This window comes from Mangrovicoccus sp. HB161399 (assembly GCF_013184745.1).
In the GTDB taxonomy this organism is placed as follows: Bacteria; Pseudomonadota; Alphaproteobacteria; order Rhodobacterales; family Rhodobacteraceae; genus Mangrovicoccus.
Genome location: NZ_JAATVU010000031.1, coordinates 43,176 through 59,526, shown reverse-complemented (window position 1 = coordinate 59,526; position 16,351 = coordinate 43,176). Strand labels below are relative to the sequence as shown.

Here is a 16,351-nt window from a genome sequence, read left to right as displayed (position 1 = left end):
GAACCCAAATGACCAGACTGATCATGAACCGGCGGCAGCTTCTGCAGACGGCGGGCGCGGGCGCGCTTGCCGGCGGGCTGGGCCTGCGTCCGGGACGCGCGCGTGCCGCGGTGAGCCTGAAGCTCGGCCACCAGCTGGGCTCGACCCACCCGTCCTACCAGGCGGTGGAGAAGATGGCGGCGGCCGTCGCCGAGCGCACCAACGGCGAGGTGGAGATCTCGGTCTTCCCGAACGCCTCGCTCGGCTCGCCGCCCGACATGGTCAAGCAGGCCCAGCTGGGCGCGCTCGACCTCGTGATGTTCAACCCGCCGAACATCGAAAGCCAGGACCGCACCGCCAACGTCATCCAGATCCCCTACCAGTTCGATGGCTACGAGCATGCCCACCGCGTTCTCGGCGAGACCGCAAAGCCCTGGCTGATGGAGTTCTTCGACCGCAACAAGCTGACCTGGATCGCGAATTTCGAATACGGCTTCCGCGCGCTATCGAACAGCAAGCGGCCGGTCAACAGTCCCGAGGACGTGCAGGGCCTGAAGCTGCGCGTGCCGCCGGAACTGTCGATCAAGGCCACCTTCGACGCGCTCGGCGCGGTCACCCAGACCATCGCCTTCGACGAGCTCTACCTCGCGCTGTCCAGCGGCGTGGTCGACGGCCAGGACAACCCGATCTCGGTCGATTACGCCAACAAGTTCTACGAGGTGCAGAAGCACATCGCCACCACGCGCCACATCTACACCTCCTTCATGCTCGTCGCCTCGCCGATGACCTGGAAGCGGCTCTCGCCCGACGTGCAGGCGGTGCTCTCCGAGGAGGGGATCAAGGCCGGGCAATGGGCGCAGCAGGCAACCATGGACGGCGAGGAGGAGATGCTGTCGGCGATGGACGATGACGGCGTGCAGATCACCCGGCCGGACCCGGCACCGTTCCGCGCGAAGATGGAGCCCGCCTGGGACGTCATGCGCGAGCGCATCGGAAAGGACACCTGGGACACCTGGATGGGCTTCGTCGAGGCCGCCCGCACCGCCTGACGCAATTGCCTGCCACCCCGCCGCGGCCTCCGGGCCGCGGCGCCATGCGGCCAGGCGGGCCAGAGAGAAAGTTCGAGACCGATGAGCGTCTTCGTCATCATGTCAAGCCTCGTGGCCCTGATCGTCTTCGGGCTGCCCATCGCGGTGGCCCTCGGCGCCATGGCCGCGGGAACCATGGTCTGGGCCGCCGGTCCCGACCTGCTCGTGATCTTCATCCAGCGCTTCTACACGGGGATGACCTCGTTCTCGCTGCTGGCCATCCCGTTCTTCATCCTGGCGGGCAACCTGATGAATACCGGCGGCATGACCCACCGGATCTTCCACACCGCGCAGGTCTTCGTCGGCCGGGTCCGCGGCGGGCTCGGCCATGTCAACGTGGTGGGCTCGATGCTGTTCTCCGGCATGTCGGGGTCCGCCGTGGCCGACAGCGCCGGTCTCGGCGTGGTCGAGGTCAAGGCGATGAGGGATGCGGGCTACGATCCGGCCTATGCCGCCGCGATCACCGCCGCCTCCTCGACCATCGGTCCGGTGGTGCCGCCCTCCATCCCCTTCGTGATCTATGGCAGCCTGGCCAATGTCTCGGTCGGCGCGCTGTTCCTGGCCGGCATCATGCCGGGCCTGCTGATGGGCCTGTCGATGATGGCGGTGATCGCCCTGACCGCCCGCGCCAAGGGCCTGCCGAAGCTGTCGGAACGTCCCGGCCTGCGCGAGAGCCTGCGGACCATCGCCGAGGCGCTGCCGGCGCTCGCCATGCCGCTCTTCGTCGTCGGCGGGCTGCTGCTGGGCTGGGTGACGCCGACCGAGGCCGCCGTTCTGGCCGCCGCCTACGCCGCCTTCATCGGCATCGTGGTCTATGGCGAGCTGAAGGTCGCGGACCTGCCCGAGGTGCTCTGGACCTCGGGACGGCAGGCGGCGCAGGTCCTGTTCATCATGGCGCTGGCCGCGCCGTTTTCCTGGGTGCTGGTGCAGCAGCAGGTGCCGAACGCGGTCGTCTCCGCGCTTCTGGGCATCAGCCACGAGCCCTGGGCCGTTCTGCTGATGATCAACGCGATCCTCCTGATCCTCGGCATGTTCATCGAGGGCATCGCGGTCATGGTGATCTGCATGCCGATGCTCCTGCCGGTGACCCAGCAGCTGGGCGTCGACCCGGTGCATTTCGGCGTGATCGTCGTGCTGAACCTGATGATCGGCCTGATTACCCCGCCGGTGGGGCTCTGCCTCTACACCGTCTCGCAAGTGGCCAATATCGACCTGCTGTCGATCATCCGCGAGGTCTGGATCTACCTCGTCGGCCTCGTCGTCGTGCTGCTTGCCGTCACCTTCATTCCGGGCCTCGTCATGTGGGTCCCCGCACTCTTCGGGTTCTGACCATGGAAACGCTCAAATCCATTCTCTCCGGCGCCGACCGCCTGGTCGCCCGCCTGTCGCGCTGGGGCGTCGTGCTCTGCCTCACCGTGCTGTTCCTGCTGCTGCTGGCCCGCGTCGCGGCGCGCACCACCGGGATTCCCTTCGCCGCCTATGACGAGATCGTCGAACTTGCGACCGTCTGGCTGACGATCTCGGGGGCGATCGCGCTGTGGCGCGAGGGCGCGCTCTACCGCGTCGACGTGATCACCGCGGCCTTCCCCGGCTTCGGCCGTCCGGCCGAGCTGCTGGTGCAGATCCTCATGCTCGCCTTCGCCTTCATGCTGGTGAAGGTCGGGCTGGCCTTCACGCTGATGAGCCGCGAGGTCACCGCCTTCATGCAGATCGACATGGCCTTCTACTACGGCGCGATCCCCTTCGCGGGCGCGGTGATGGCGGTCTACAGTCTCGCCGGGCTGACCCGCGCCCTGCACGAGCTTCGCGGCAGCTTCGCCGGGCGCGAGCGGCGCGACGGCGGCGGCATCTCGAAGCGCGCCCTCCCCGAACATCTCTGACCCTCCCCGGGGACTGGTCCAGGAAAGGACAGGACATGACCCATTACGACCGCTACGGCCTCTTCATCGGCGGCGCATGGCAGCCGGTATCCGCCGGACAGGCGCTTGCCGTCATCGATCCCGCGACCGAGGACCGGCTCGGCAGCATCGCCCGCGCCGGGATTGCCGATCTCGACCGCGCGCTTGCCGCCGTGGAGGCCGCGGCGCCCCTCTGGCGCGAAACCTCTGGCTGGGACCGCTCGCGCATCCTGCGGGCCATCGCCTCGGCCATGGTCGCCTGTGCCGAGGAGGCGGCGGCGGAAATGAGCGCCGAGACCGGCAAGCCGCTGGCCGAGGCGAAGGGCGAATGGCAGGCCGCCTGCGACCAGTTCGACTGGATGGCCGACGAGGCGCGGCGCATCTGGGGCCACAGCCTGCCCGGCCGCGAGCCGGGGCTGCGCCTCGACGTGCGCTATGAGCCCGTGGGCCCGGTTGCCGCGTTCACCGCCTGGAACTTCCCGGCGCTGCTGCCCGCGCGCAAGGTGGCCGCGGCGCTGGCGGCCGGCTGCCCGGTGGTGATCAAGCCCTCGGAAGAGGCGCCTTCGGCCATGTTCCGCATCGCCGACTGCGCCGCAGCGGCGGGGCTTCCGGCAGGCGTGCTGAACGTGGTGACGGGGGACCCGGCGGAGATCTCCGCCCATCTCGTCGCCTCGCCGGTGATCCGCAAGGTCTCGCTGACCGGCTCCGTCCCGGTCGGGCGGCTGATCTCGGAACTGGCGGGGCGGCACCTGAAGAAGGTGTCGATGGAGCTCGGCGGCCATGCCCCGGTGCTGGTCTTTCCCGATGCCGATCCGGAGGCCGCGGGCACGCTCTGCGCGCGCACCAAGTTCCGCAATGCCGGCCAGGTCTGCATCTCGCCCAGCCGCTTCTATGTCCATGAGGACATCTACCAGCCCTTCGCCGAGGCGATGGCGCGGACCGCGAAATCGCTGAAGATCGGCCGCGGGCTGGACGACGGCGTCGAATTCGGCCCGATGGCAAATGCCCGCGGCCGCGACCGCGTGCTGGACCTGATCGGGGACGCCCGCGCGAAGGGCGCCGAGGTGCTGGCCGGGGGCGGCGTGCCGCCCGAAAGCAACCGCGGCTTCTATGTCGAGCCGACCGTGCTGGGCCAGGTCCCGGAGGATGCCCGCATCCTGTCCGAGGAACCCTTCGGCCCGGTCGCCCCGATCATGCCCTTCGCGGGCTTCGACGAGGCGATCGCGCGCGCCAATGCGCTGCCCTTCGGACTGGCGGCCTATGTCTTCACCGGCTCGATGGCGACCGCGGACCGTGCGGCCAGCGCGCTCGAGGCCGGGATGATCGGCGTCAACGACATGCTGCTGGCCACCGCCGAGGCGCCGTTCGGCGGCATCAAGGACAGCGGCTCGGGGCGCGAGGGCGGGCAGCTCGGCATCCTCGACTATCTCGAACCCAAATACGTCAAGCAGCGGCTTGCCTGAGCAGGAGACCAGAATGACCAAAGACAAGCCCCAGGGGATCGCCCGCGGCCTGACCAATTACGGCGACGCGAAATTCTCGAAATACCTGCGCCGCAGCTTCGCCTCCTCGATGGGCTACAGCCGCGAGATGCTGGACAAGCCGATCGTCGGCATCGCCCATTCGGCCTCGGGCTTCAACAACTGCCACCGGCATTTCCCCGAGATGATCGAGGCGGTGAAGCGCGGCGTTCTGGCCGCGGGCGCCCTGCCGATCGAGTTTCCGACGATCTCGCTGGGCGAGGTGTTCCTGTCGCCGACCTCGCTGAAATTCCGCAACCTGATGTCGATGGATGTGGAGGAGATGGTTCGCGCCCAGCCGATGGACTCGGTCGTGCTGCTGGGCGGCTGCGACAAGACCGTTCCGGCGCAGCTGATGGGCGCGGTTTCGGCGGATCTGCCGGCCGTGCAGCTGGTCGCCGGTCCGATGTCCACTGGCCGCCACAAGGAGCACCGGCTGGGCGCCTGCACCGATTGCCGCCGCTTCTGGCAGCAGTACCGGGCGAACAAGATCGACGACCAGGAAATCGACACGGTCGAGCAGAAGCTCGCCTCCACCGCAGGGACCTGCGCGGTGATGGGGACGGCCTCGACCATGGCCAGCCTGACCGAGGCGATGGGCATGATGCCCGCCATGGGCGCGGCGATCCCGGCGGTCAGCGCCGACCGGCTGCGCATGGCCGAAGCAACCGGCAAGCTCGCGGTGGACCTCATCGGCTCGGACCGCACGCCGAAGGCGATCCTGACCCGCGAGGCGCTGGAAAACGCGGTCACCGTGCTGCTGGCGCTCGGCGGCTCGACCAATGCGGTGCTGCACCTGGCGGCCATCGCCGGGCGGGCCGGGCTGTCGCTGGATCTGCACCGGCTGAACGAGATCTCCGACCGCACGCCGGTTCTGGTGGACCTCAAGCCCACCGGCGCCTTCTACATGGAGGACCTGCACTATGCGGGCGGCATTCCGGCGGTGATGCGCGAACTGCGCGACCTGCTGCATCTCGACGCCGTGACCATCACCGGCGAGACCGTCGGCGACCGGATTGAGGCGGCGGACCCCTGGGTCGACCGCAACGTCATCCACGAGGGCAGGGCGCCGGTGCGCGCCAATGGCGGGCTGGTTGCGCTCTACGGCAATCTCGCGCCCAATGGCGCGATCCTGAAGCGCTCGGCGGCGGATGAAAGCCTGTTCGAGTCCGAGGCCCGCGCGGTGGTGTTCAGCTCGCTCGCCGATCTGGCCGAGCGGATCGACGATCCCGATCTCGACGTGACCGCCGCCGACATCCTGGTGCTGCAGAATGCCGGGCCCGCCAGCGAGGCCTCGATGCCCGAGGCGGGCTACCTGCCGATCCCGAAGAAGCTGGCCCAGGCCGGCGTCACCGACATGATCCGCATGTCGGATGCGCGCATGTCGGGCACCGCCTACGGCACGATCGTGCTGCATGTCTCGCCGGACGCGGCCTCGGGCGGCACGATCGGCCTGGTGCGCGACGGTGACCGCATCCGCATGAGCGTGGCCGAGCGGAAGCTGGAACTGCTGGTCTCCGAGGAGGAGCTGGCGCGGCGCCGTGCGGAAATGCCCCCGGCGCCCGCGGTGGAGCGGCGCGGCTATGACCGGCTCTACCACCGGGAGATCCTGCAGGCGGAGGCGGGCTGCGATTTCCGCTTCCTCGTGCCGGAACCGGCGGCCGAGGCCGCCGGAGAGGACCGGCTGAGCGCCGCCGAGTGAGCGCGGCCGGGGCGGTGCCCGCCACCGCCCCGGCGCCGGCTGCGGGGATCAGAACCCGCAATTGTAGCGGGTATGCACCAAGATCGGCGTGTGCGGTGGGTCGCTGCGCAGCCCCTGGTGCCATTCCCGGATCCAGCGCGCCGCCATCGCCACCTCGGCCGCGAAATCGTGCGAGATGACGTAGTCCATCACCTTCTCCTCCAGCAGCAGCCGGGAATGCGGCGTCAGCTCGTGGCCGACGAAGACCGTCTCTTCCGCGCGGCCGATGTCCTTCAGCGCCCGGGCGAGGCCGCGGTTGGCGCCGGCCACGTTGTAGATGGCGGCGGGCGGGCCGTTGGCCTCGATATACTGGCTGAACTGGGCATGGGCATTGCCCGGGTCGTCGTCGACGATCACCCGCTCCTCGATCCGCAGGTAGGGAAAGTCGTTGCGCAGCGTGCGGCGGAAGCCCATCTCGCGCTCCTGCTGGCAGCGGAACGGCTCGCTCATCACGAAGAGGATGCGGCGGCCTTCGCATTTTTCCAGCGCGTTGCCGATCAGCAGCCCGGCGACGGACCCCGCCGCATACTGGTCATTGCCGACATAGGCGCTGCGCCGCGAGGAGGGCAGGTCGGTGGTCAGGCAGACCACGGGGACGCCCGCGGCTTCCAGCCGCCGGATCGCGCGGTTGATCGCCGGATGCTCGCGGGCGATGACGACGGCGCCCTTCGCCTCCAGCCCGTGTTCGGTGATCTCGCGCGCCAGGACCATCGGATCGGTCTGGCTGGTGCGCTCGTAATGGTCGTGCAGGACGATGCCGGGCAGACGGCGGTTCACCTCCTCGACCGCCCGGCGCATCGCGGCGTTGAAACCCTCGCCGGAATCGCAGAACAGCCGCAGCTCGGTCTTGCCCTCGGCCGAGCCCGCCTCCTGGCGGAGCTTCTCCAGCGCGCCGAGCACGCGCTGGCGCGTCTTCGTCCGCACGCCTTCGCGGTTGTTGAGCACCCTGTCGACGGTGGCTGGGCCGACGCCGGCCAGCGCGGCGATCTCCCGGATCGTGGGGGTCTTCCAGTCCGGGCGGGCAGGCGGCATGTCCATGGCTATCCAATTTCTGATGTCCAACACATCATTGCTGCCGCAATCCGCCCGGTTTGGCCAGATGGAAGCCGAATTTTCGCAGATGCAGCATAAAATGATGCCGAACACATCAAAAATGATCGAACGCGAACCTTTCCTCTCCCCTCCCCATTATGCAATGAACATTGCACGAACTTGGAGGAGGAAACAATGAAAATTGCAAGAACGCTGGCGGCCTCGGCTGCGCTGGCGACGGCGGCGCTTGCCGGCAGCATGGCCGCAGCGCAGGAAAGCGACGACAGCTACCGTTTCGTGATGGTCTCGCATATCGGTTCGAACGACCCGAACATGGCCTGGCTGACGCTGTCGATGGACGAGTTCACCAAGCGCTATCCGAACGTCACCACCGAATACATCTCCACCAACCAGTATTCCATCCAGGAGCTCGTGCGGCTTCTGGAACAGGCGATCGCGACGCGCCCCGACGGCATCGCCGTGCCGATCGTGTCCTCCGACGCGCTGGAAGGTCCGCTGCGCAAGGCCATCGAGTCCGGCATCCCGGTCGTCGCCTTCAACATCGCCGATCCGCGGCCGAAGGACGAGCGCATCCCCTATCTGACCTATGTCGGCGGCGACGAGTACCTGACTGGCCAGGAACTGGGAAAATACGCGCTGGAACAGGCGGAGGCGGGCGAGATCCCGATGCCCGAACGCGTCGTCTGCGCCAGCCATGACAGCGCCCACCAGGGACTGAAGGCGCGCTGCGCCGGCATGAAGGAGGTCATGGAGGCGGCCGGCGCCAAGTTCGAGGAGCTGTTCATCGGCGCCGAACCCGCGACCGCGCGCAACACGCTGCAATCCTATCTGCAGGCCAATCCGGACACCAACTACATCTTCACCGTCGCGCCCTGGTCGGCGCCCTGGGCCTGGGGCGTGGCCAACGACATGGGGCTGGACCCCGATGTCGACGACAAGGGCATGACGATCATCACCGTCGATGCCTCGCCGGCCGCGCTCGAAGGCATCAAGGCGGGCCATGTGCTGGCCTCGACGAGCCAGGGCTTCTGGCTGCAGGGCTATGCGCCGATGGAGTGGCTCTACTGGTACCACGAGCTGGGCTACACCCCCCAGTCCGACATCCTGACCGGCCCGACGGTCATCACCGCCGACGCGATCGACCACTGGGAGACCATGGTCCGCAAGGTCTTCGGCGATGTGTATGACGAGCAGAACACCTGGTGAGGCTCCCTCCGGAGCGGCCTGCATTCCGCCGGCCGCCCCGACTCCGGGCCGCCCCGGCCTCTTCCCCCGGGGCGGTTCGCCTTTCCAGCCATTGCCAGGACCTGCCATGAAACATCTCGTCAAGGGCCAGGGGTTCGGCGCCGTGATCGGCGTCGCGCTGATGCTGGCCGTCTTCTCGCTGATCGACTTCTCGGGCTGGTGGACCGCCCAGACCATGTCGAACGTCATCCACTACACATCCATTCTCGGCATCCTCGCCATGGGCCAGGCCCTGGTCATCATGACGAAGGAGATCGACCTGTCCGTCGGCTCGGTCTACGGGCTGGCGGGCATCGCCTTCATCATGCTGCAGCCCGCGCTCGGCGTGCCCGGCGCGATCATCGCCGCGCTGATCATCGCTGCCGCCATCGGGCTCCTGCAAGGCTTCGGCGTCGTCAAGGGCGGGCTGCCCTCGATGATCGTCACCCTGGGCGGGCTCTTCACCGTGCGCGGCATCATCTATGTCTGGACCGGCGGCTCGGTGAAGGCCTTCCCGGAAGAGGCCCGCAATGCCGTCGTCACGAGGCTCTTCGGCGGCGAGATCCTCGGTCTGGAGGCCGCTGTCTTCTGGATGCTCGCGATCGGCGCCGTCCTGAACCTGATGCTCTGGGCGACGCGCTTCGGCAACCACCTGCTGGCGACGGGCGGCAGCGCGGAAAGCGCCGACAGCCGCGGCGTGCTGACCGGGCGGGTCAAGATCACCGCCTTCGTCCTCTGCTCTGTACTCGCGGGCTTCGCCGGCATTCTGACGCTGGCCGACCAGCCGCAGACCCATGTCACCATCGGCGACCTGATGGAGCTGGAGGCGATCTCGGCCGCGGTGATCGGCGGCTGCCTGCTGTCGGGCGGGCGCGGCTCGCTGACCGGCGCGGTTCTTGGCGCCTTCATCGTCACCAGCTTCCGCTACGAGCTGATCGCGCTCGGCGCGCCGAGCTCGTGGTTCATCACCTTCGTGGGTGTCGTGCTAATCGTGGCCGTCATCTTCAACCAGAAACTCGCCCGCATGGCCGGGCACAGCGTCTGAGGGAGGAAGGACGCCATGGCACATCCCCTGATATCGGTGAAGAATCTCGACCTCTATTTCGGCGCCTTCCATGCGCTGAAGGACGTCTCGGTCGATTTCAACGCGGGCGAGCTGGTCGGGCTGGTCGGCGACAACGGCGCGGGCAAGACGACGCTGATCCGCGTGCTCTGCGGCATCCACAAGCCCACAAAGGGCGAGGTCTGGTTCGACGGCACGCAGGTGAAGGAGTTCCACCCCAAGCTTGCCATCGACAACGGCATCGAGACGATCCAGCAGTCGGTCGGGCTCTGCGACAACCTTTCGATCGCGCGGAACTTCTACCTGGGCCGCGAGCCGGTGAGGAAGATCCTCGGCATCCCGTTCCTCGATTTCGCCAAGATGCGCGGCGAGAGCCGCAAGGTGATCCGCGAATTCGGCCTGCGCGACAATGTCAGCGCCGATGACGAGGTCGAACGGCTCTCGGGCGGCGAGCGGCAGTCGGTCAAGATCGGCCGTGCGGTGGAATTCATGAACCGCGTCGTCATCATGGACGAGCCGACCAACCACCTTTCCGTGCGCGAGCGCGAACATGTCAACGAGCTGGCGGTGCAGCTGAAGGAGCAGGGGCTGCTGGTCATCTACATCACCCATGACATCTTCCAGGTGCACAAGCTCGCCGACCGGATCGTCATCATGGAGAACGGCGAGAAGGTCGAGGACGCCAGGACCACCGACATGACGGCCGACGAACTGGAGGAAGTCATCCGCCAGGGCGGCCGCAAGGTCGAGAAGCGGGGGGCCGCGTGATGGTCGCCGCCGCCGCAAGCGACACCGCCGCGCAGCGCCGGGCCGCCAAGCGCAGCCCGCTTTCCGTGGCGGGCTTCAAGAAGACCGTCAGCCGCCATGCCGAGATCGGCATCTTCCTGATCGCGGCGCTGCTGATCCTGGTGTTCTCGGCCACGTCGGACGGCCGCTGGGCCAATGCCTACAACATCGGGACGATCCTGCAGGTCACCGCGACGCTCGGGCTGATGTCGGTGGGCGTGGCCCTGGTGATCGGCACCGGCGAGATCGACATTTCCGTGGGCTCGACCTTCGGCATGGGGGCGCTGACCTACCTGTCGCTGGTGCAGCAGATCGATCCGCCGCTGGCCGCGCTGGCCTCGGTCGCGGTGGGGGCCGCCATCGGCGCCTTCAACGGGCTCCTGGTGACGCGCACGGGCACGCCCTCGCTCATCATCACGCTGGGATCCCTCATGATCTTCCGCGGCATCGCCATCGCGCTGACCGACGGGTTCAGCTTCTCGGTGCCCTACAAGATGCGATCCGGCGCGATGTACACGGCCTTCGGCGGCGACAGCATCGGCATGTTCAACACCGGCGTCTTCTGGCTGGTGGCGGCGCTGATCGTGCTGACCGCGATGCTGAAGCTCATGCCCTACGGCAACCGGTTGCTCGCGGTCGGCGGCTCCGCCGCCTCCGCCCATTCCCGCGGCGTCCGCGTCGACCGGGTGAAGCTGCAGGCCTTCATCCTCTGCGGCGCGCTGGCCGCGCTCGGCGGCACGCTCGAGGCCGGGAAGCTCGGCTTTGCCGACGGCTCCATGGGCCGGCTGATGGAACTGCAGGCGATCGCCTCCTGCGTGCTCGGCGGCTGCCTGCTGGCGGGCGGGCGGATCTCGCTGATCGGCGCCGTGATGGGGGCCTTCGTGCTCAGCTCCATCCAGTCCTATCTGGTCGTGATGGGCGTGCGCCCGCAATGGTTCATGCTGCTTCTCGGCCTGATCGTCGTCTTTGCCGCCCTCGGCGACCGCAAGCTGCGGGCCTGGGCCCTGAAACGTTAGGAAACCTTTCGAATGACACTCAGACTTGCCGTCATCGGCGCCGGGATCATGGGCGCCGACCATGCGAGGATCATCGCCGAGGACCTGCCCGGCGCCACGCTGCAGGTGATCTGCGACGCCTCCGCGGAGCGGGCGCGGGCCGTGGCCGAGGCACATGGAGCGGCGGATGTCGCGACCGACCCGGAGGCAGTGATCGCGCGTCCGGATGTCGATGCGGTGCTGATCGCCAGCCCCGACGAGACCCATGCGCCGCTGACGCTGGCCTGCATCGCCGCGGACAGGCCGGTGCTCTGCGAGAAGCCGCTGGCGCCGGGATCGGCGGCCTGCATCGAGGTGATGGAGGCCGAGATCGCCGCTGGAAAGCGGCTGGAGCAGCTCGGCTTCATGCGCCGCTTCGACGGCTCCTACACCGAGATGAAGGCCGCGCTCGACGGCGGCCAGATCGGCCGGGCGCTGATGATGCACAATTTCCACCGCAACGTGGACAGCCCCGGAAGCTGGTTCACCGGGCCGATGGCGATCACCAACTCGGCTTCGCACGAATTCGACGTGGTGCGATTTGTCCTCGGCACGGATTACGCGACAATCTCGGCCTTCCAGCCCAAGCGGTCGGACGACATGGTCGCGCCGGTGATGATGGTGCTGGAGACCGCCGCCGGGCAGCTCGTCAATATCGAGATCAACAACAATGCCGCCTATGGCTATGACGTGCGCGGCGAGCTGGTGGGGGAGGCGGGATCGGTGATGATGAGCACGCCCGTCTATGCCACCTACAATTCGCAGCTCGCCCATGCCGAACGCTATGCCGCCGACTGGCGCCGCCGCTATGCCGAGGCCTACCGGCTGCAGAACCGCGCCTTCCTCGATTTCGCCGTGACCGGCCGGCCTTCGGCCATCGCGGCTTCGGCCTGGGACGGCTATGCCGCCGCGGTGGCGGGCGAGGCGGGGGTGAAGGCGCTGGCCAGCGGCGCGAAGGCCCCGGTCGAGATGATGGCGAAACCGGATTTCTATTCCTGAAGGACCCGATCATGAAACTTGGATTCGTCACCGACAGCCTCGGCGGCATGGATTTCGACGCGGTGCTGTCCCATGCGCAGCGCATGGCCGTCGAGGGGCTTGAGATCAACACCGGCGGCTGGTCGACCGCGCCGCATTTCGACGTGAACGCGATGCTGGGCTGCAAGGCGGCGCAGGCGGAGTTTGCGGCGAAGATGGCGGATCACGGGCTGGAGGTCATCTCGCTCAATGCCAACGGCAATCCGCTGCATCCGACGCAGCCCGCCCAAGGGGAGTGCCTGAAGGACACGATCCGGCTGGCGGGCGAAATGGGGATCACCAAGGTCTGCACCATGTCGGGCCTGCCTGCGGGGCGTGCGGGCGACGAAATGCCGAACTGGGTCACCGCCTCCTGGCCGCCCGAGACGCAGGCGATCCTGCGCTATCAGTGGGAGGACGTGCTCGTCCCGTTCTGGACGGAGATCGCGGCCCTGGCAGCGGAGTGCGGGGTCGAGCGGATCGCGCTGGAGCTGCATGGCAACCAATGCGTCTACAACGTGCCGTCGCTGCTGAAGCTGCGCGGGGCGGTCGGCCCGGTGATCGGCGCCAATCTCGATCCCTCGCACCTGCACTGGATGGGCGCAGATCCGCTGGCCGCCGCCGAGGCGCTGGGGCAGGCCGTCTATCATGTCCATGCCAAGGACACGATGCTGAACGCGCCGGTGCAGGCGGTGACCTCGCTGCTGGAAAACGGCTCGCTGACCGACATCCCGGCGCGCAGCTGGTCCTATGTCACGCTCGGGATCGGCCATGGCGAGGAATGGTGGCGGCAGTTCTGCTACCGACTGAAGATGGCGGGCTATGACGGCTGGCTGTCGATCGAGCACGAGGACGTGCTTCTGAACTCGGTCGAAGGTCTGGAGAAATCCGTCGCGCTTCTGCGCAACGTCATGCCGGTCGAGCCGGCGGATTTCCGGCTGCAGGCGATCTGAACCTTTCCCCGGAGCGGCAGAAGGCCCGGCAGGATCGCTCCTGCCGGGCCTCTTCCCGTCGCGTGGCCGGGGATCAGACGGGTTTCCAGATGCGCTCCTTCGAGGACTGCTGGATGGTTTCCACCAGCGTCTGGATGCGCAGCCCCTTGCGGAAATTGAACGGCTCCCCGCCGCCGCTGCCGATGGCAGAGACATAGCCCGCGACCTCGATCGCCTTGAGGTCGTTGAAGCCCAGCTGGTGTCCCGGCGCGACGCAGAACCGGCCATAGGGCGCATGTTCGGGCGCGGCCTCGATCCGGCGGAAGCCGCGGCGGCCGGGCGCGTCATCGGCGGAATAGAAATGCAGCTCCGAGAACCGCTCCTGGCTGAAGGCCAGCGCGCCCCTGGTGCCGTAGACCTCGAAATCATGCTGCATCTTGCGGCCCGTCGCGATCCAGTTGCCCTCGACCGAGCCCTGCGCGCCATTGGCGAAGCGCAGGAAGGCGCGGCCCACGTCGTCGACCTCGACCGCCTTGGTGCCGCCGCGTCCGTCGGGCCGTTCCGCGATCATCGTGACGCAATCGCCCATGACCTCGGTGACCGGCCCCAGCAGGTATTCGGCCGTGGCCAGCGCGTGGCTGCCGATATCCGCCAGCGCGCCGCCGCCTGCCGGATCATGCCGGAAGGTCCAGGGGGCCATGGGATCGGCCATGTAATCCTCGGCATGCAAGCCCCGATAGCCGCGGATCTCGCCCAGCTCGCCGCCCTCGATCATCTCCTTGGCCAAGCCCAGCATCGGGTTGCAGAGATAGTTGAAGCCGACCTGCGTCTTCACCCCTGCCGCCTCCGCCGCCTCGGCCATCTCGCGGGCATCCGCGGCGAGCGGCGCCAGCGGCTTCTCGCAATAGACATGCTTTCCGGCCGCGATGGCTGCCAGCGCCATCTCCTTGTGCAGCGCGTTGGGCGCGGTGATGTCGATCACGTCGATGCCGGGATCGGCGATCATCTCGCGCCAGTCGGCGGTGCCGCGGGCAAAGCCGAAGGCGGCAGCGGCCTTCGCGGCGGCCTCTTCGGTGATGTCGGCAACGCAGGCCAGCTCGATCTCCATGGGCAGGTCGAAGACCTTGGGGGCGGAGGCGAAGCCGAAGACATGGGCCTTGCCCATGAATCCGGTGCCGATCAGCCCGATGCGGAGCTTGGGTTTCGCAGTCATGATGGTCCTTCAGGCGGAGGCGCGGATGCGGTTGACGACCAGCGCCGGGTCGATGGTGCCGTCGAGAAAGCCCATGGCGTTCCCGATCGCCGAGAGCGCCATGCGCTCCGAGCATTCATAGGTCAGCCCCGCGACATGGGGCGACAGCACGGCGGTGTCGCAGCTGGCGAAGGGCCCGCCCGCGACCGGGGGCTCGTCGTCGAACACGTCGAGCCCGGCGGCGGAGACATGGCCCGAGGCCAGCGCCGTGGCCAGCGCGTCCTCGCAGACGATGCCGCCGCGGGCGGTGTTCGAGATGACGATGCCGGGCTTCATCGCAGCGAATTCCGCCGCGCCGAGCAGGGGCGCGTCGCCGCGCGGGATGTGGATGGTCAGGAAATCCGCCCAGCCCAGGCCCTCCTGCAGGTCGGTGACCGGCTCGACCGGCCCTTCGGGCCAGCCGGTGCGGGCGAGATAGGGATCGTAGGCGCGGATCGCCATCCCGAAGCCGCCGGCCATCCGCGCGACATGCCGCCCGATCCGGCCATAGCCCAGGATCAGCAGATTCCGCCCCGAGATCTCGCGCGGCTCCAGCTTGTTGCGCCAGCCCCACTCGCCGGGATGGCGCACCGCGGCATCGCCCTTCAGCGTGCGCTTGGCGGCAGCAAGGATCTGCATCATCGCGTGCTCGGCCACCGAGACCGAATTGACGTCGCCGCAGACAGCCAGCGCGATGCCGCGGGCGTTGAGCGCGTCGAGATCGACCGAGTCGTAGCCGACCCCGTGGCGCGACACGACCTTCAGCCGCTCCGCCTTCGCGATGGTCGCCGCAGACAGCGGCTGGGTCCGGATCACCAGCGCATCCGCCTCCGCGATCCGCGCGGCGCAGGAGGGTTCGGAGACTTCCTCGACATAGTCGACCTCGACGCCCCCGGCCTCCAGCTCGCGCAGCCGCGCCTCGCCAGAGGGATGGAGCTTGCCGGCAACCAGCAGGCGGACCATCAGTAGCCCCCCTTGATCGCCGTCACCTTCGCCTTGCCCTCGATCCCCTTGCGCCAGTCGGCCACCGACTGCGCCGCGGCGCCCGCGAGCAGCCGCGTATCGCCCGAGACCGTGGTCATGTCGAAGCCCCACTCCACCGCGCGGATGGCATATTCCGCCGTGCCGCAATGGATGGCCGCCCGGATCCCGTTGGCGCGGCAGGCATCGCGCACCTTCAGGATTGCCTCGATCACCTCCGGTTCCTCGCGGTCGAAGGCCGGGGTCAGGCGGCCCTCGGAAAGCGAGAAGCTCAGGTCCGCCGGGCCGATATAGATGCCGTCGAGCCCCGGCGTGGCGGCGATCTCGTCGAGGTTCGACATTGCCTCCGCCGTCTCGATCATCGCCCAGGCGAGGATCTCGCCATTGGCCTCTGCCGCGTAGTTGCCGCCTGCCGGATAGACGGCGCGGGTCGGGCCGAAGCTGCGCACGCCCAGAGGCGGATAGCGCATGTAGCTGACGAATTCCTCCGCCTGCGCGCGGGTGTTGATCATCGGGCAGATGATGCCGTAGGCGCCGGCATCCAGAACCTTCATGATCCAGGCCGGGTCGAGCCAGGGCACGCGCGCCATGATGACCTTCTCGGAGGCCCGCATCGCCATGAACATCGCCAGCACGTCCTCGTAGCCGACCGCGCCGTGCTGGATGTCGATGGAGATCGCGTCGTAATCCTGCGCCGCCATGATCTCGGCGCCGAAGGGGCTGGCCATGGAAAGCCAGCCATGCAGAACGGGACGGCCGTCGGCCCAGATGTCCCTGAGCTTGTTCCTCTTCATCTTCCGCCTC

Annotated in this window: 16 protein-coding genes; 12 read left to right on the top strand and 4 right to left on the bottom strand. The window is 68.1% G+C overall.

Features of this window, described 5'->3' with window-relative positions:
• The first annotated feature begins 8 nt into the window (after nucleotides 1-8).
• The 5 genes from HCC78_RS17735 to HCC78_RS17715 all read left to right on the top strand — a co-directional run bounded on the left by HCC78_RS17735 (nucleotide 9) and on the right by HCC78_RS17715 (nucleotide 6,187).
• Nucleotides 9-1,028 carry a TRAP transporter substrate-binding protein gene (locus HCC78_RS17735; RefSeq protein ID WP_172330145.1) on the top strand — a complete coding sequence of 340 codons (1,020 nt, stop codon included), beginning with the start codon at nucleotides 9-11 and terminating at the stop codon, nucleotides 1,026-1,028.
• 81 nt (nucleotides 1,029-1,109) lie between these two features.
• Nucleotides 1,110-2,396, top strand: coding sequence for a TRAP transporter large permease (locus HCC78_RS17730; RefSeq protein ID WP_172330129.1), 1,287 nt, complete (start codon nucleotides 1,110-1,112; stop codon nucleotides 2,394-2,396).
• A gap of 2 nt (nucleotides 2,397-2,398) precedes the next feature.
• On the top strand, nucleotides 2,399-2,947 hold the full coding sequence (locus tag HCC78_RS17725; protein ID WP_172330128.1) for a TRAP transporter small permease: 549 nt from the start codon (nucleotides 2,399-2,401) through the stop codon (nucleotides 2,945-2,947).
• A gap of 35 nt (nucleotides 2,948-2,982) precedes the next feature.
• A complete protein-coding gene (locus HCC78_RS17720) occupies nucleotides 2,983-4,428 on the top strand; it encodes an NAD-dependent succinate-semialdehyde dehydrogenase (RefSeq protein WP_172330127.1) in 1,446 nt (481 codons plus the stop codon).
• Nucleotides 4,429-4,441: 13 nt separating this feature from the next.
• Complete coding sequence (locus tag HCC78_RS17715; RefSeq protein WP_172330126.1) at nucleotides 4,442-6,187, top strand: dihydroxy-acid dehydratase; 1,746 nt, start codon at nucleotides 4,442-4,444, stop codon at nucleotides 6,185-6,187.
• Nucleotides 6,188-6,235: 48 nt separating this feature from the next.
• On the opposite strand, the gene HCC78_RS17710 is transcribed toward HCC78_RS17715, so the two are convergent.
• Complete coding sequence (locus HCC78_RS17710; protein WP_216671206.1) at nucleotides 6,236-7,258, bottom strand: LacI family DNA-binding transcriptional regulator; 1,023 nt, start codon at nucleotides 7,256-7,258, stop codon at nucleotides 6,236-6,238.
• 4 nt (nucleotides 7,259-7,262) lie between these two features.
• On the opposite strand from HCC78_RS17710, the gene HCC78_RS17705 reads away from it, so the two are divergent.
• From HCC78_RS17705 to HCC78_RS17675, 7 genes are all read left to right on the top strand, one after another.
• Complete coding sequence (locus HCC78_RS17705) at nucleotides 7,263-7,457, top strand: hypothetical protein (protein WP_172330124.1); 195 nt, start codon at nucleotides 7,263-7,265, stop codon at nucleotides 7,455-7,457.
• Complete coding sequence (locus tag HCC78_RS17700) at nucleotides 7,454-8,485, top strand: sugar ABC transporter substrate-binding protein (protein ID WP_172330123.1); 1,032 nt, start codon at nucleotides 7,454-7,456, stop codon at nucleotides 8,483-8,485. The genes HCC78_RS17705 and HCC78_RS17700 overlap by 4 nt, the downstream gene beginning before the upstream one ends.
• 106 nt (nucleotides 8,486-8,591) lie before the next feature.
• Nucleotides 8,592-9,548, top strand: coding sequence for an ABC transporter permease (locus tag HCC78_RS17695; RefSeq protein WP_172330122.1), 957 nt, complete (start codon nucleotides 8,592-8,594; stop codon nucleotides 9,546-9,548).
• Between the two features lie 15 nt (nucleotides 9,549-9,563).
• Nucleotides 9,564-10,334: an ATP-binding cassette domain-containing protein gene (locus tag HCC78_RS17690; RefSeq protein ID WP_172330121.1), complete on the top strand. Its 771-nt coding sequence runs from the start codon at nucleotides 9,564-9,566 to the stop codon at nucleotides 10,332-10,334.
• A complete protein-coding gene (locus HCC78_RS17685; protein WP_172330144.1) occupies nucleotides 10,334-11,368 on the top strand; it encodes an ABC transporter permease in 1,035 nt (344 codons plus the stop codon). The genes HCC78_RS17690 and HCC78_RS17685 overlap by 1 nt, the downstream gene beginning before the upstream one ends.
• A 12-nt stretch (nucleotides 11,369-11,380) precedes the next feature.
• Nucleotides 11,381-12,385: a Gfo/Idh/MocA family oxidoreductase gene (locus tag HCC78_RS17680; RefSeq protein ID WP_172330120.1), complete on the top strand. Its 1,005-nt coding sequence runs from the start codon at nucleotides 11,381-11,383 to the stop codon at nucleotides 12,383-12,385.
• Nucleotides 12,386-12,396: 11 nt separating this feature from the next.
• Nucleotides 12,397-13,356: a sugar phosphate isomerase/epimerase gene (locus HCC78_RS17675; RefSeq protein WP_172330119.1), complete on the top strand. Its 960-nt coding sequence runs from the start codon at nucleotides 12,397-12,399 to the stop codon at nucleotides 13,354-13,356.
• 73 nt (nucleotides 13,357-13,429) lie between these two features.
• On the opposite strand, the gene HCC78_RS17670 is transcribed toward HCC78_RS17675, so the two are convergent.
• Genes HCC78_RS17670 through HCC78_RS17660 form a run of 3 tightly spaced genes read right to left on the bottom strand, consistent with a single transcriptional unit; the run spans nucleotide 13,430 to nucleotide 16,341 of the window.
• Nucleotides 13,430-14,548, bottom strand: a complete 1,119-nt coding sequence (locus HCC78_RS17670; protein WP_172330118.1) for a Gfo/Idh/MocA family protein — start codon at nucleotides 14,546-14,548, stop codon at nucleotides 13,430-13,432.
• Between the two features lie 9 nt (nucleotides 14,549-14,557).
• The gene (locus tag HCC78_RS17665; protein WP_172330117.1) at nucleotides 14,558-15,529 is read right to left on the bottom strand and encodes a hydroxyacid dehydrogenase; all 972 of its coding nucleotides are present in this window, start codon (nucleotides 15,527-15,529) and stop codon (nucleotides 14,558-14,560) included.
• A complete protein-coding gene (locus HCC78_RS17660; RefSeq protein ID WP_172330116.1) occupies nucleotides 15,529-16,341 on the bottom strand; it encodes an HpcH/HpaI aldolase/citrate lyase family protein in 813 nt (270 codons plus the stop codon). Before HCC78_RS17660 ends, HCC78_RS17665 begins: the two co-directional genes overlap by 1 nt.
• Nucleotides 16,342-16,351 lie beyond the last annotated feature (10 nt).